At 68.2% G+C, this 13,525-nt stretch carries 15 protein-coding genes and 1 pseudogene; 9 read left to right on the plus strand and 7 right to left on the minus strand.

The window, feature by feature from the left end:
* Window positions 1-9 precede the first annotated feature (9 nt).
* The 7 genes from ACFOPI_RS02995 to ACFOPI_RS03025 all read left to right on the plus strand — a co-directional run bounded on the left by ACFOPI_RS02995 (window position 10) and on the right by ACFOPI_RS03025 (window position 7,328).
* Window positions 10-969 carry an NAD-dependent epimerase/dehydratase family protein gene (locus tag ACFOPI_RS02995; protein WP_382170581.1) on the plus strand — a complete coding sequence of 320 codons (960 nt, stop codon included), beginning with the start codon at window positions 10-12 and terminating at the stop codon, window positions 967-969.
* Window positions 970-979: 10 nt separating this feature from the next.
* A complete protein-coding gene (locus ACFOPI_RS03000) occupies window positions 980-1,882 on the plus strand; it encodes a LysR family transcriptional regulator (protein ID WP_382170583.1) in 903 nt (300 codons plus the stop codon).
* A 109-nt stretch (window positions 1,883-1,991) separates the two neighbouring features.
* On the plus strand, window positions 1,992-3,011 hold the full coding sequence (locus tag ACFOPI_RS03005) for an ornithine cyclodeaminase family protein (RefSeq protein ID WP_382170585.1): 1,020 nt from the start codon (window positions 1,992-1,994) through the stop codon (window positions 3,009-3,011).
* 24 nt (window positions 3,012-3,035) lie between these two features.
* The gene (locus ACFOPI_RS03010) at window positions 3,036-4,055 is read left to right on the plus strand and encodes a dihydrodipicolinate synthase family protein (RefSeq protein WP_382170587.1); all 1,020 of its coding nucleotides are present in this window, start codon (window positions 3,036-3,038) and stop codon (window positions 4,053-4,055) included.
* A gap of 29 nt (window positions 4,056-4,084) precedes the next feature.
* On the plus strand, window positions 4,085-4,834 hold the full coding sequence (locus ACFOPI_RS03015; protein ID WP_382170589.1) for an EthD domain-containing protein: 750 nt from the start codon (window positions 4,085-4,087) through the stop codon (window positions 4,832-4,834).
* Window positions 4,835-4,848: 14 nt separating this feature from the next.
* A complete protein-coding gene (locus ACFOPI_RS03020) occupies window positions 4,849-6,318 on the plus strand; it encodes an NAD-dependent succinate-semialdehyde dehydrogenase (RefSeq protein WP_382170591.1) in 1,470 nt (489 codons plus the stop codon).
* A gap of 35 nt (window positions 6,319-6,353) precedes the next feature.
* Window positions 6,354-7,328 (plus strand): Bug family tripartite tricarboxylate transporter substrate binding protein, encoded by a 975-nt coding sequence (locus ACFOPI_RS03025; protein ID WP_382170593.1) that lies wholly within the window; start codon window positions 6,354-6,356, stop codon window positions 7,326-7,328.
* A 24-nt stretch (window positions 7,329-7,352) separates the two neighbouring features.
* Here ACFOPI_RS03025 and ACFOPI_RS03030 read toward each other — a convergent pair whose 3' ends face one another.
* A complete protein-coding gene (locus ACFOPI_RS03030) occupies window positions 7,353-7,856 on the minus strand; it encodes a low molecular weight protein-tyrosine-phosphatase (protein WP_382170595.1) in 504 nt (167 codons plus the stop codon).
* A gap of 142 nt (window positions 7,857-7,998) precedes the next feature.
* Here ACFOPI_RS03030 and ACFOPI_RS03035 point away from each other — a divergent pair, with 142 nt between their 5' ends.
* Window positions 7,999-8,868 carry a hypothetical protein gene (locus tag ACFOPI_RS03035; RefSeq protein WP_382170597.1) on the plus strand — a complete coding sequence of 290 codons (870 nt, stop codon included), beginning with the start codon at window positions 7,999-8,001 and terminating at the stop codon, window positions 8,866-8,868.
* 88 nt (window positions 8,869-8,956) lie between these two features.
* Here the strand turns inward: ACFOPI_RS03035 and gloA2 are convergent, their stop codons facing one another.
* From gloA2 to ACFOPI_RS03065, 6 genes and pseudogenes are all read right to left on the minus strand, one after another.
* On the minus strand, window positions 8,957-9,340 hold the full coding sequence (gene gloA2, locus ACFOPI_RS03040; protein WP_382170599.1) for an SMU1112c/YaeR family gloxylase I-like metalloprotein: 384 nt from the start codon (window positions 9,338-9,340) through the stop codon (window positions 8,957-8,959).
* Window positions 9,341-9,379: 39 nt separating this feature from the next.
* Window positions 9,380-9,679 carry a DUF705 domain-containing protein gene (locus ACFOPI_RS03045; RefSeq protein WP_382170601.1) on the minus strand — a complete coding sequence of 100 codons (300 nt, stop codon included), beginning with the start codon at window positions 9,677-9,679 and terminating at the stop codon, window positions 9,380-9,382.
* Window positions 9,680-9,686: 7 nt separating this feature from the next.
* Window positions 9,687-9,953: pseudogene (locus ACFOPI_RS03050) on the minus strand (NADAR family protein); the annotation flags it as partial.
* Window positions 9,954-9,992: 39 nt separating this feature from the next.
* Complete coding sequence (locus ACFOPI_RS03055; protein WP_382170603.1) at window positions 9,993-10,145, minus strand: hypothetical protein; 153 nt, start codon at window positions 10,143-10,145, stop codon at window positions 9,993-9,995.
* A 43-nt stretch (window positions 10,146-10,188) separates the two neighbouring features.
* Window positions 10,189-10,746 (minus strand): hypothetical protein, encoded by a 558-nt coding sequence (locus ACFOPI_RS03060; RefSeq protein WP_382170605.1) that lies wholly within the window; start codon window positions 10,744-10,746, stop codon window positions 10,189-10,191.
* A 31-nt stretch (window positions 10,747-10,777) separates the two neighbouring features.
* A complete protein-coding gene (locus ACFOPI_RS03065) occupies window positions 10,778-11,698 on the minus strand; it encodes a LysR family transcriptional regulator (protein WP_382170607.1) in 921 nt (306 codons plus the stop codon).
* A 128-nt stretch (window positions 11,699-11,826) separates the two neighbouring features.
* Between ACFOPI_RS03065 and ACFOPI_RS03070 the strand changes: the two genes are divergently transcribed.
* Entirely contained in the window at window positions 11,827-13,503 is a 1,677-nt protein-coding gene (locus ACFOPI_RS03070; protein ID WP_382170609.1) for a GMC family oxidoreductase, read from the plus strand.
* Window positions 13,504-13,525 lie beyond the last annotated feature (22 nt).

Raw genomic sequence — 13,525 nt, forward strand, 5'->3', positions numbered from 1 at the left:
AGCTCCGCGATGCATGTGCTAATCACGGGGGCGGCGGGGTTTCTGGGGCGGGCCCTGGCGCAGCGCCTGATGCCCGGCAGCCTGCTGGGCGACCGGGCCGTGACCCGGCTCACGCTGCTGGACCTGGCGCTCGAAGGTCAGCCGCCGGACGGCGTGCGGCACTGCGGGGGCGACATGGGCGACGCCGGCTGGCTGCGCGACGCCCTGAGCGGCGGGCCGCCCATCGACGCGCTGTACCACCTCGCCAGCATCCCCGGCGGCACGGCCGAACAGAACTACCCGCTGGCGCGCCGTGTGAACCTGGAGGCCACGCAGACCCTGCTGGAGCACGGCCAGCAGCAGGTGGCCGCCGGCCATGGCGCGCCGGTGTTCGTGTTCGCCAGCTCCATCGCGGTGTTTGGCCACCTGCCCGCACTGGTGGACGACGACTCGCCCACCCGCCCGCAGATGACCTATGGCACGCAGAAGCGCATCGGCGAGCTGTGGGTCGAGGATTTCAGCCGGCGCGGCTGGATCGACGGCCGGGCCGTGCGTATTCCGGGCGTGCTGGCCCGCCCGCCTGCGCGCACGGGCCAGCTCTCGGCCTTCCTAAGCGACCTCATCCGCGAACTGGCGGCGGGCCGGGCCTTCACCTGCCCGACCTCGCCCGGGGCCACCACCTGGGCCTCGTCGCTGCCCTGTGTGGTCGGGCAGCTGCAGCACGCGGCCTGTTTCGATGTCGCGGCCAGTGGGGCCCACCGGGTGCTGACGCTGCCCACGCTCCGCTTTGCCATGGCCGATCTGGTGCAGGCGGTCGGCCGTGTGCACGGAGTGCCCGCCGCCGACCTGGTGCGCTGGGCGCCCGATGAGCGCATCGAGGCCCTGTTCGGGCGCTTCCCGCCGCTGGTCACGCCGCGCGCCGAGGCCGCGGGTTTCAGGGCCGACGCCGACCTGGATGCGCTGGTGCGACAGGCGCTGGCGCTGGGTTGAAGGAGGGCGGTTGCAGACCATCCTCGATTCCAAGTGGCACCTGTTCGCGAAGGTCGCTGAACTGGGCAGCTTGTCGCGCGCCTCGGCCGCGCTGGACCTGCCCCAGTCGGTGGTCAGCCGGCACATCGCCCAGCTGGAGGCGGAGTCCGGCAGCCGGCTGTTCCGAAGGACCGGCCGCGGGGTGGTGCTGACTGAACTGGGCGAGCGCATCTACCCCCGTGTCAAGGCGCTGATCCGCGAGGCCGAACAGCTTGCCGACGACATCCGCACCAGCCGGGGCGTTCCCATGGGCGAGGTCCGTCTCGGCTTGCTGCCCTCGACCGTGGCCCTGCTCGCCGGCCCGCTCTTTGCCGAGTCCAGAAAGCGCTTCCCGGAGGTGCAGCTGCACATCACCGAAGGCTCCAGCGCGCAGCTTGAAGAGTGGCTCAACGAAGGCCGGCTGGACCTCGCGCTGCTGCTGCGCGAGGACCACACCGCGCGTGCAGACGAGCCGGTGCTGACCACGCTGCCGCTGCTGCTGGTTGTTCCCGTGGGGCACGCGCTCGCGGGGCGCCAGTCCATCGCCTTCAGGGACGTGCTGACCTTGCCCCTGGTGCTGCCCTCGCACCCCCACCCGCTGCGCGCGCGGCTGGAGACGCTGGCGCGGCAGCACGGCGCGGCGCTGACGGCCGCCGCGGAGGCCGACTCTATCCACCTACAGCACGAGATCGTGGCGCACGGCGGCGGCCTGGCCATCACGGCGGGCCAGCTGAGCGAACCACAGCGCCAGCGGCTGGTCACCTTGCTTATCGTCGACCCGGTGCTGCCCCGTTCGGTGGTGCTGGGCACCACGCTGCACCGGCCTTCCACGCAGGCCCTGCGCGAGGTGTCCCGGCTCATCCTGGAAACGGCGCCCGCCTTGCTGACGCCGTAAGGCCCGTGCGTTCAGCCATCCGGATTCCGGATAGCTGCTTTCGCGTCCAGAGGCTCGCTCAGAGGGGCACCGATCCCTAGCATGCGTCTCCATTCACAGGAGACATGCCTTGGGAACTTCCCACCCCGATGCGGCCATCGCCGTGCCGCCGACCCTCTTCCTTTCCGATGCCGACGTGGCTGGTCTGGCCGACTGGCCCTTGGCCATCCGCGCGCTGCGCCAGGCCTACGCCGGCCACGTGAGCCCGGCCATGGTGCCGCCGCGTTCCATGGCCCGCGGCGACGGCCTGTGGCTGCGCGCGCTCACCGCCGTGTCGCCCTCGGGCGGCCACCTGGGCTGCAAGCTGATCTCGGCGTCGATGACGCATCGCCGGGCCAGCTACCTCATCTCGCTGTTTGACCAGACCACCATGGGCCTGAGCGCCCTGATCGACGGCAACCGGATCACCGGCATCCGCACAGCCGCCACGGCCGCGGTCGCCGTCGACACCGCGGCGCCGCAGCGCCCGCTGCGCGTGGCCGTGATCGGCGCGGGCTTCGAGGCCCGCGGCCTGCTGCTGGCCCTGGCCTCGGTCCGCGAGCTGGCGGCTGTCCAGGTCTTCAGCCCCACGCCCGCCAGCCGCGAGCGCTTCGCCGCCGACATGCGCAGCCAAACCTCTCTGGAGGTGGTGCCGGTGGCTTCCCCGCAGGACGCGGTGCGAGGCGCCGACGTGGTGCTTTGCGCCGCGCGCAGCCGCGACGAGTCACCCGTGCTGCGGGGCGAGTGGCTGGAGCCCGGCATGACCGTGGTGTCCGTCGGTTCCACCCTGCCCGAGCAGCGGGAGGTGGACGAGCAGGTGCTGGCGCGGGCCGCACTCATCGTCGCCGACATGGTCGACGAAGTGGCGCACGACACCGGCGACCTGCTGGCCGCGCACCTGGCCGGTATCGATGTGTCGTCCAGGCTGGTCTCGCTCAGTGATTTCGTGTCGGGCCAGGTCGTGCGCCAGAACGCCTTCGACATCGTGGTCTACAAGTCCGTCGGCTCCGCCCTGCAGGACGTCGTCACCGCCGAGATGCTGCTGGCCCGCGCCCGCGAACAGGGCATCGGCACACCGCTCGCCCACAGCATCGTCCCCGTTTCCAAGTAACCGTCCTCCATCCAAAGGAACACCATGGCTTCTTACCAACGCCACGACGCCCGCGCCTGGGCCCGTGAACATCTGGTGGGCTGCTCCGCCGTCACCATCCCCAGCTTCAGCGCCGACTGCAAGCGTCTGAACGAGCGCGGCATCCGCCACGACATCGAGCTGACCAAGAAGCTGGGCTTCCGCTACACGCTGCTGTGCTCCGAGGTCGCGATCACCGCAGAAGAGAACGCGCAGTTCACCGCATTGGCGCGCGACACCGCCGGTGGCCAGCTGGGCCTGTTCTTTCATGCCGCGTTCGGCACGCTGGCCGACAACATCGAGGCCGTGAAGCTGGCCGAGAAGGCCGGCGCCGACCTGGTGCTGCTGTCGTATCCGTCGAACTTCTGGCCGACGAGCGAGCAGGAGATTTATGACTACACCAAGGCCTTCTGCGACGCCACCGACCTGGGCGTGATGCTGTTCCCCATTCCGACCTGGGGCTTCGAGCGCGTGCACCCGGCCGGCATGTCGGTGGAACTGGTGCGGCGCCTCCTGGCGGACTGCCCGAACATCGTGGCCATCAAGTCGGAGCAGGGCTTCCCGCTGCCCGCCGGCATCTGCGAGATGTACCACCACTTCCGTGAGGAGGTGGTGATCAGCTGCCCCATCGAGGCCGACGCGATCCCGCTCATGAGCCTGATGAAGCTGCAGTTCTCGGGCACCAGCAACACCCAGTGGATGGGCGATTACTACCCGCGCGCGTTTGAGCTGGCGCGCAGAGGCCGCTGGGAGGAGGCGATGCAGCTGTACTGGAAGGTGAACCCGGCGCGCCAGGCCAACACCGCGGCCTCGGCCGCGTCGGCGCCGGCCATCGGCGCGCTCAACCGCACGCAGTGGAAGTACCAGGACTGGCTGGCCGGCTTCAACGGCGGCCCCCTTCGCGCGCCCACGCTGCGCATCCCCGACCGATTCATGAAGTCGCTGCGCCAGGGCCTGGTGGCCTCGGGTTGCGAGGTCACGTCCGACCCCGACTCGGCGTTCATGACCGGCCGTCATCCCTGCTGAAGGCAACACCGACCAGCCAAGGAGCAACCATGATCAAGATGATGGCAGCCATCTGCCGCAAACCCGGCATGACGCATGCCGAGTACCTGGCCTACGTGCAGCATGTGCACGGCGCGATTTCGAAAGAGCATCCGGCCAAGCTGCGCCGCTATGTGCAGAACCACGTCTTCGACGGAGCGTTCGGCAGCAGCGCCGACAGCGTGCACACGATGACGATGGCGCGCGACTCGATCACCGAGCTGTGGTGGGACAGCCCGCAGGACATGCAGGCCAACTTCGCACACGAGCATGTGCGCACGAAGGTGGGGCCCGACGCGGCCAACTTCGCCGACGCCAGCCGCACGCTCAGCCTGGTGGCAGTGGAGGCCGAACAGCCGGTGCCGCAGCCCGGCCGCGCGGTCGGCGCCAAGGTCATGCAGTACCTGCGAATGGCCGAAGGCCTGGCGCTGCCGGCGTTCTTCGAGCGCTGGGCGCGGGCGCACGAACGCGCGCTGGCCGCGTCGCCCTTGGCCGCCGCCTCGATCCGGCGTTGCGTGCACAACCGCCAGGTCAGTGAGTTCAATCCGATGCTGGCGTACTTCGGCGCCAAGGACGTGCCCATCTACGAAGGCGTGGGCAGCCTGTGGTTCGACAGCACCGCTTCGGTGGGCACGTTCCGGGCGTACGAGAGCGCGTTGCTGGCGATCAATGCCGAAGCCGGGTGCGCGTTCTACGACCCCGCGCAGTCGTTCTTCGTCTGCGCGACCGAGGTGCTCATCTACGAGCGGCTCGAACCCTGAAACGGATGCGCACCATGAAGACCCTGCTCAAGGACCCCGGCCTCTGGCGCGAAGCCGCGCTGATCGACGGCCACTGGATCACCGACACGCCGCACGGCGCCTCGGACCTCTTCAATCCGGCGGATGGCTCGCTGCTGGCCCGCCTGCCACGCTGCAAGGAAGCCGAAACCACCCGCGCCGTGGAAGCGGCGGACAAAGCCTTCCGCGGCTGGCGCAAGACCACGGCCAAACACCGTTCGCAGATCCTGTACCGCTGGTGGCAGCTGATCGTGGACAGCAAGGACGACCTGGCCACGCTGATCACGCTGGAGGAAGGCAAGCCCCTGGCCGAAGCGCGCGGCGAGATCGACTACGCCGCCGGCTTCGTGCAGTGGTTCGCCGAAGAAGCCAAGCGCGTGCGCGGCGACGTGATCCCCGCTCCCAAGGACACGCAGCGCATCGTCGCCCTCAAGCAGCCCATCGGCGTCTGCGCGGCGATCACGCCCTGGAACTTCCCGGCCGCGATGATCGCCCGCAAGGCCGGCCCGGCGCTCGCCGCGGGCTGCACCATGGTGGTCAAGCCCGCTAGCCAGACCCCGCTGACGGCGCTGGCCCTGGGCGAACTCGCCCTGCGTGCCGGCGTGCCGGCCGGCGTGTTCAATGTGGTCACCGGCAGCGACACGCGCGCTATCGGCGGCGTGCTGACCGCGCACCCCCTGGTGCGCAAGCTCACCTTCACCGGCTCGACGGAAGTCGGCCGTGTGCTGCTGCAGCAGTCCGCCGCCACCATCAAGAAATGTTCGATGGAGCTGGGCGGCAACGCGCCCTGCATCGTGTTCGACGACGCCGACCTGGACCTGGCCGTGGAAGGCATCCTGGTGGCCAAGTTCCGCAACACCGGCCAGTCCTGCATCGCGGCCAACCGCGTGATGGTGCAGGACGGCATCCACGACGAATTGGCGCGGCGCCTGGCCGAGCGGGTGGCAGACCTGAAGGTCGGCCACGGGTTGGAGGAGGGCGTGCAGATTGGTCCGATGATCGACGCGGCCGCCGTGCGCAAGGTCGAGGCGCACGTGACCGACGCCGTCGCAGCGGGGGCGCGCGTGCTCACCGGCGGGCGGCGACACGCCCTGGGCGGCGGGTTCTACGAGCCCACGGTGCTCGCCGACGTGAGGCCCCAGATGGCCGTCGCGATCGAGGAGACCTTCGGCCCCGTGATGCCCCTGATCCGCTTCAGCGCCGACGACGAGGCGATCGCGATGGCCAACGACACCGAGTTCGGCCTGGCGTCCTACCTCTTCAGCCGGGACGCCTCGCGCATCTGGCGCACGGCCGAGGCCATCGAGTCCGGCATGGTGGGCATCAACACCGGCCTGATCTCCACCGAGGTCGCGCCCTTCGGCGGCGTCAAGCAGAGCGGCCTGGGGCGCGAAGGCTCCCAGTACGGCATCGACGAATTCCTTGAAATCAAGTACCTGTGCTGGGACGGCATCGACAACCACTGATCGTCCAGCTCTCGATTCACAACCAGGAGACTCCCATGTTTGATCCCTCCAGGCGCCGCCTGCTCCAGACACTTGCCGGCGCGGCCATGCTCGGCGCAACAGCCGCGGCGTCAGCGCAATCCGGTGCAAACGTCATCAAGGTGATCGTGCCCTTCGTGGCCGGTGGCATCACCGACCAGGTGGCGCGGGGCGTGCTGGACCGCGTGTCGAAGTCGCTGGCACAGACCCTGGTCATCGAGAACCGCCCTGGGGCGGGTTCGCGCATCGGCTCCGAGACCGTCATGCGCGCCGACCCGGACGGCACGACCCTGCTGTTCACCAACCCCAGCTACAGCATCCTGCCCATCACGGACACGGCGGTGAAGTACGATCCGGTGAAGGCGCTGGCGCCTGTGGCCCTGGTGGGCACCTACGGCCTGCCCGTGGTGGTGAGCAACCGGTTGCCCGTCAACACCCTCGGCGAGTTCATCGCCCACGCCCGGAAGCACCCCGGCCAGCTGAGCTACGGCAGCGCGGGCATGGGCAGCGGGGCCCACTTTGCTGGCGAGTTCTTCCAGAGCCTGACGGGCACCGAGATGGTCCATGTGCCGTACAAGTCCACCGCGGCCGCCATCATCGACGTCGCCGGCGGGGTGCTGGACCTGACCTTCGACGCCACCGCCAAGTCCTACGCCGACGCGGGCAAGGTGAAGATCGTCGCGGTCACGGGCAAACACCGCGACCCGCGCCTGCCGCTCGTCCCCACGGCGGCCGAGAGCGGCCTCAAGGACTTTGTCCTCGGGTCCTGGCTGGGCCTGTTCGCACCGGTGGGCACACCGGCTGCGGTGGTGGAGCGGTTGAACAAGGCGGTCAACGCGGCTCTGGCCGACCCTGGCCTGGTCAAACAGATGGAAGACCTGGGCATCACCGCCTCCAGCGGGTCGCCCTTGGCGCTGGGCAGCGCGGTCCAGCAGGACATGGTGCTCTACCGGCGCATCGCCAACGATGCCAAGCTGACGTTCAGGGAATAGGGCCGGACGGATGGGCAGGACGTGTCAAGGCGCCAGGCCCAGCTGGCGCTTCACATGCGCCAGCAGCCCCTCGCTGCCGTCCTCCACCAGGTCGAGCACGTGCTCGAACCCGTCCGGGCCACCCTGGTACGGGTCGGGCACGATGGGGCTGTCGTGCCGCTCGCAGAACTCGGCAAAACGGCGCAGCTTGCGTATGTGGCGGGGCGGGCACAGCCGCTCGGCCGCCACGTGGTTGTCCCAGTCCATCACCAGCACCAGGTCGAAGGCCTCGAAGTCGTCCGCTGTCAGCTGGCGCGCGCGCTGGTTCGAGAGGTCGTAGCCGCGCCGCTGGGCGTGCGCCTGGCTGCGGTGGTCGGGCGGGGCGCCCACGTGGTAGTTGTGGGTGCCCGCCGAATCGACCTCGACCCGCTCGGCCAGGCCGGCTTCGCGCACCTTGGCCTCGAACACGCCGTGGGCGGTGGGGCTGCGGCAGATGTTGCCCATGCAGACAAAAAGAATGCGGTAGGGGGAAGGGGTCAAAGCGTTCATGGCCTGCATTTGAACCGCAAATACGTGACTTTTCCGGGTATTCAACCCCGGGTGCCCGGGGCTATGCTGTCCACTGGGCTTGGTTCGCCGCTGTGGCGCGCCGGCACGGGCTTTCACTTCTCTTTCTGACACCGGGACCGACATGGCCAGCGATCTGGACACGGTGCGCGTGCTGCGCGCCCTCTTCAACGACCTGCCGCGCGCGCCGCAAGGCCTGTCGCACGAGGCGACGATGGACTGGATCCGTCGCACCATGACCGACTATCCGGGCGGTGATCTGGCCTACACGCTGGAGCACATCACCCGCAACTCGCTGCTGGACATCGTGCTGCGCCTGCGAGAAGACGGCTACCTCAAGGACGACGCAGCCTTCGACCAGGCGGTCGAGCAACTGTCCAAACCCGAAGGCCGCAAGACCTTCATGGACTGGATCATCAACGCCCAGAAGAGCGTGGACGCCACCGCGCGCCTGCTCAACCGCGCCAAACGCGCCTGGAGCGAGCCCGAGCCCCTGTTCGTGGCCGACCCCGTGGCGGTCAACCGCTTCATCGACGACCGCCCAACCGGGCCTGGCGCGATGTTCACCGAGTTCGCGATGCGCGACGACGTGCGCGAGGTCGGCGTTTTCGACACCGAGCCCGACGCCATCCACGAGTTCGACTGGGGCTTCATCACCGAGGAGCCCGGCGCCTGGAACGTCTACATCGCCGAGATCTGGCGCAAGGGCACCGTCGGTCACTTCGACCGCATGCTCGGCGCCTGGCGGCTGGAGACCACCCACGCCCTGCCCGAAGGCCAGCTGCGCGCACCGCACGTGCCACTGGGCCTGACCGAAGACATCGGCATCACCCGCTTCTGCGCCTTCACCCTGCACGCCAAGACCAATCCGGTCGATCCAGTCGTTCGCCGCTGGGTCGGCGAGGTGTTCATCACCCACATGCTGCCGGTGATGGCGGCGCGTGCGCTGGACGAGAACTACGACTTTCCGGCGCGGGTGATGGAGCTGAACTAGGCCCCCACGCTCCACCGCTGCGCGGGTCGCTACCCCCCGAGGGGGTGCGAATCCAGCTTGGGGCGGCCCGGCGCTGGATTCATAGGCCTCAAGCCTCGTACAGCTCCAGTGGCAAACCGTCCGGGTCGCTGAAAAAGGTGAAGTGCCGACCGGTGTATTCGTCCACCCGCACCGGCTCCACCGCCACCCCCTGCGCCTCCAGCCGCGCCTTGCAGGCCGGTACGTCCTCCACCACGAACGCCAGGTGCCGAAGGCCCTGCGCCTCGGGGTACGACGGGCGCGGCGGCGCACCAGGGAAGGAGAACAGCTCCACCTGCGAGCCGTCCGGCAGGCCCAGGTCCAGCTTCCAGGAATTGCGCGCTTCGCGGAAGTTCTCCGCAACGACCTTCAGACCCAGGACCTCGGTGTAGAAGCGCTTGGAGCGCTCGTAGTCGGAGCAGATGATGGCGGCGTGGTGGATGCGGGAGAGCATGGGCGTGAAGAAGAGAAGGTGCTCGGGTGAACGCCAGGTTCAGGCATCGGCCGCTTGCATGGGATAGAAATGCCGGCAACCGCGCCACTCTTGAACAGGCTGATCATCGATGTACGCGGTTGGCTTGGGGAGGAAGCCGGTGAAACAGTCTGAGAGCCCCAGTTCTTTGGCGGTCTCCCGGCAATAGTCGCTCCCGCCCGAGCTCCATAGGAACAAGGTCGCGCCCTCCGCATGCAGCCGACGTACCTGAGTGACAACCGAGGGCATGGGAATCCGTTTCGTTCCTACGGATCTCACCAGTGTTTCGTCGACATCGATGAATACAACTTGTTGATTCATAGGAGGCTTAGCTGGGTTTGTGGGCGGTCAGTTCCTGGCGCAGTCGCTCCAGCAAGTGACCAAGCCGATTTTGCCCAGAGCCATCCTGGCCGGCACCCCAGAAGTGATCGAATGGTGAGGCCTCCACCAGCGGCCGGGTGCCGGTGCCAAGCAAGAGCGACTGGAGCGCCGGGCGCTGGAACTTGAGGCGCAGCGCTTGGTACATCACGTCTTCGCGAACCGCCTCCCAGTCTGCGCGAATGGGAATGCGCGGCTTTGCCCCAGTGCTCGCGCATCTCTGGGGCTGGACGCGCGACGAATGCGTTCGCGGTGTTCAGGGTCCAGGGTCGAGGAACTTCTGCGCCTGAAAGAAATGCTCCACCGTTGGCCAGTAGACGCCGTCGTATTCAAATCCGAACGGAGCGAAATTGGACAGTTCGTAGAACGGGTCGTTCTTTGTGTAGAAGTAGACAGGCTCTGTCGTCATGCGTTCAACCTGGGCTGTCGGGGGCAGCGTGGCCTATCCGGCTTCATGCCACAGGATGGCCGAGGCGACCAGCCTCGCCTTCGAACCACTTGAGAAAAGCGCGTATGGAAGCGGATACAGGGAACATCGAGACGCGCAAAACGATGCCCTTGGATGGAGGAAGGGACAGATTCAGGATGCGGACCTGTTGCTCGGGGGTACACACGATGAAAGATTTGCCGTCCCGATCGAACTGTTCGCCCCAGTTGGTGAGAAAGTTGAATCGGCCATAGGTCTGCGCATCCTGGGTTATCTGCGCCATCGTGCGGTTGTCTTCGATGGCGACATCTCCGTGATGGCCGTAGAGTTTTTCGTCTAGCAGATTCCAAAGGTCTCGGTCGGACAAGTCGGCAAATTCGGCGCGCCACAGAGAATGGAGATTTGCCAAAACTGACCGGAAGCCGTCATAGCTGTCGTACAAGCCGCAATGCTCTTCAGCAAAGTCGCCGATACATACATCCTCACACCAGATACACAAGCGACCCCACGCCGCCGATGGCGCTTGCAGATGTGGCTCCACCATGGCTTCTATGGCAAAGGTGCGTCGGTCTCCGAACAGCATGGTCTGATGAGGTGTTGGACTGAACTGATTGTCACCCCCACACCGCATCCAACGCCCCCAGCGCCGCCGCGATCACCGGTTCTCCCGCTCGCTCCGCCAGGCACACGAACCCCAGGTCGCATTCCAGCGCCACCTGGTCCGCCACTACCAGGCCGTGCGCCTGCGCCTCGCGCATCGCGATCGCGTCGCGCACGAGACTGAGGCCCACACCGCTTTTCACCAGATCCAGCATCGACGCCTCCTGATCGACCAGCGCGACGCGGCGCGGTTCGATGCCGGTGAGCGACCCCGGGCCGAACACGCGGCGCTGCAGCCGGTGGTGGGCGCTGGCCGGGGGCGTGGCGAGCCAGGGCAGGGCGGCCAGCGCCTTCCAGTCCCGGCCTTTCACCTGCGGCCCCCAGCCGGCGGGCGCGAGCACGCGGTAGGTGAAGCGGGTCAGCGCGCGCAGCCGGTAGGGTGGGCCGAGCGGGTCCTGCGGCAGGTCGAGGAAGAAGCCGACGTCGAGTTCGCCGCGCGCGATGCGCGCCAGCACGTCGCCGCTCATGCCCTGGCCCAGTTCGGTGTGCACCTGCGGCGCGGTTTCGACCAACTGCTTGAGGAAGGCGCCCAGGCGGGTGAATTCGGGGTCGAGGATGGTGCCGATGCGCAGCGTGCCGCGTACGGTCTGGTGCAGCGCGGCGGCGGCCTGGCCGAAGTCCGAAAGGGCGGCCAGCGCACGGTCGGCCAGCGGCAGCAGGGCGGCGCCGTCGCGAGTGAGCGCCATACCCTGCGGCGTGCGCGTGAACAGCTGCAGCCCGGTGGCCTCGGCCAGGGTCTTGAGCTGCAGGCTCACCGCCGGCTGGCTCAGGTGCAGGCGCAACGCGGCGCGCGAGACATTGCCTTCGCGCGCGACGGCGACGAAGGCGCGCAGGGTCTGCGGGTCGGTGGTTGGCAGGCGGGCGGGTGGGTTCATTATTTGCCGAGCTTATACCTAGGCTTGGTGGATTTCATTGGAAGTCGAAGGGCGAATCGGGCACAGTGCCGAACGTTTACCGGGCTGCGTCATGAGCCCGACCAATGACGAACGAGGAGACCCCGCGCATGAGCGAAGCCGCCACCACCTTTGACTACATCGTCGTCGGCGCCGGCACGGCCGGCTGCTTGCTGGCCAATCGGCTCTCGGCGAATCCGTCCAGGCGCGTGCTGCTGATCGAAGCCGGCCGCAAGGACGATTACCACTGGATCCACATCCCGGTGGGTTACCTCTATTGCATCGGCAACCCGCGCACCGACTGGCTCTTCCAGACCGAGGCTGATCCGGGGCTGAACGGCCGGAAGCTGCGCTACCCGCGCGGCAAGACGCTGGGCGGCTGTTCGAGCATCAACGGGATGATCTACATGCGCGGCCAGGCGCGCGACTACGACCAGTGGGCGCGGCTGACAGGCGATAGCGACTGGCGCTGGGAACGCTGCCTGCCGGACTTCAAGGCGCATGAGGACCACCACCGGCTCGACCGCTACACCGAAGGCCAGGGCGATGCCGGGTTCGCCGCGCTGCACGGCCACCGCAGCGTGGCCAGCACGGGCGAGTGGCGCATCGAGAAACAGCGCCTGCGCTGGGACGTGCTCGACGCCTTCGCCGAGGCGGCGGTGCAGGCCGGCATCCCGGCTACCGACGATTTCAACCGCGGCGACAACGAGGGGGTGGGCTACTTCGAGGTGAATCAGAAGTCGGGCTGGCGCTGGAACGCGAGCAAGGCCTTCCTGCGCCCGGTGATGCACCGGCCCAACCTCACGGTGTGGACACAGACCCAGGTGGAGCGCCTGCGGCTGGAGCGCGATGCGGCGGGTGCGCTGCGCTGCACCGGCGCCGATCTGGTGAGCCACGGCCAGCGCGTGCGCGTGGCGGCCACGCGCGAGGTGGTGCTCAGCGCTGGCAGCATCGGTTCGGTGCAGGTGCTGCAGCTCTCGGGCATCGGCCCCTCTGCGGTGCTGCAGGCCGCGGGCGTGGCGCCGGTGCACCACCTGCCCGGCGTGGGCGAGAACCTGCAGGACCACCTGCAGATCCGCTCGGTCTACAAGGTGCAGGGCGCCAAGACGCTCAACACCCTGGCCAACTCGCTCTGGGGCAAGGCGGCCATCGGCCTGGAATACGCGCTGCGGCGCAGCGGGCCGATGAGCATGTCGCCCAGCCAGCTCGGCGCCTTCACGAAAAGCGACCCGTCGCAGCCGCACGCCAACATCGAATACCACGTGCAGCCGCTCAGCCTGGATGCGTTTGGCGAGCCGCTGCACCCCTTCCCGGCCTTCACCGCCAGCGTCTGCAACCTCAACCCCAGCAGCCGCGGCCATGTGCGCATCAAGTCGCCGCGCTTAGAGGACGCGCCGGCCATCGCGCCCAACTACCTCGCCACCGAGGACGACCGGAAAGTGGCGGCCGACAGCCTGCGCGTGACGCGCCGCATCGTGGAACAGCCGGCGATGGCGAAGTACCGGCCTGAGGAGTTCAAGCCCGGCGTGCAGTACCAGAGCGACGAAGAGCTGGCGCGGCTGGCCGGCGACATCGCCAGCACCATCTTCCACCCGGTGGGCACGACCAGGATGGGGCGCGGGGACGATGCCATGGCCGTGGTCGACAGCCACCTGCGGGTGCGCGGCGTGGCCGGGCTGCGCGTGGTGGACGCGGGCGTGATGCCGACCATCACCAGTGGCAACACCAACAGCCCCACATTGATGATTGCGGAGAAGGCGGCGCGCTGGATCGTGTCCGGTCAGTAAAGATCCGGACACAGGCTCGCTG

It is taken from the genome of Hydrogenophaga luteola, assembly GCF_042648585.1.
GTDB lineage: Bacteria > Pseudomonadota > Gammaproteobacteria > Burkholderiales > Burkholderiaceae_C > Hydrogenophaga > Hydrogenophaga luteola.

Bases quoted from the DNA above. Each gene is read 5' to 3' on its own strand.
- ACFOPI_RS03035 (WP_382170597.1), top strand. From the start codon at position 7,999: ATGGCCAGCGATCTGGACACGGTGCGCGTGCTGCGCGCCCTCTTCAAC.
- gloA2 (WP_382170599.1), bottom strand. From the start codon at position 9,340: ATGCTCTCCCGCATCCACCACGCCGCCATCATCTGCTCCGACTACGAG.
- ACFOPI_RS03045 (WP_382170601.1), bottom strand. From the start codon at position 9,679: ATGAATCAACAAGTTGTATTCATCGATGTCGACGAAACACTGGTGAGA.
- ACFOPI_RS02995 (WP_382170581.1), top strand. From the start codon at position 10: ATGCATGTGCTAATCACGGGGGCGGCGGGGTTTCTGGGGCGGGCCCTG.
- ACFOPI_RS03010 (WP_382170587.1), top strand. From the start codon at position 3,036: ATGGCTTCTTACCAACGCCACGACGCCCGCGCCTGGGCCCGTGAACAT.
- ACFOPI_RS03070 (WP_382170609.1), top strand. From the start codon at position 11,827: ATGAGCGAAGCCGCCACCACCTTTGACTACATCGTCGTCGGCGCCGGC.
- ACFOPI_RS03015 (WP_382170589.1), top strand. From the start codon at position 4,085: ATGATCAAGATGATGGCAGCCATCTGCCGCAAACCCGGCATGACGCAT.
- ACFOPI_RS03055 (WP_382170603.1), bottom strand. From the start codon at position 10,145: ATGACGACAGAGCCTGTCTACTTCTACACAAAGAACGACCCGTTCTAC.
- ACFOPI_RS03020 (WP_382170591.1), top strand. From the start codon at position 4,849: ATGAAGACCCTGCTCAAGGACCCCGGCCTCTGGCGCGAAGCCGCGCTG.
- ACFOPI_RS03065 (WP_382170607.1), bottom strand. From the start codon at position 11,698: ATGAACCCACCCGCCCGCCTGCCAACCACCGACCCGCAGACCCTGCGC.
- ACFOPI_RS03060 (WP_382170605.1), bottom strand. From the start codon at position 10,746: ATGCTGTTCGGAGACCGACGCACCTTTGCCATAGAAGCCATGGTGGAG.
- ACFOPI_RS03030 (WP_382170595.1), bottom strand. From the start codon at position 7,856: ATGAACGCTTTGACCCCTTCCCCCTACCGCATTCTTTTTGTCTGCATG.
- ACFOPI_RS03025 (WP_382170593.1), top strand. From the start codon at position 6,354: ATGTTTGATCCCTCCAGGCGCCGCCTGCTCCAGACACTTGCCGGCGCG.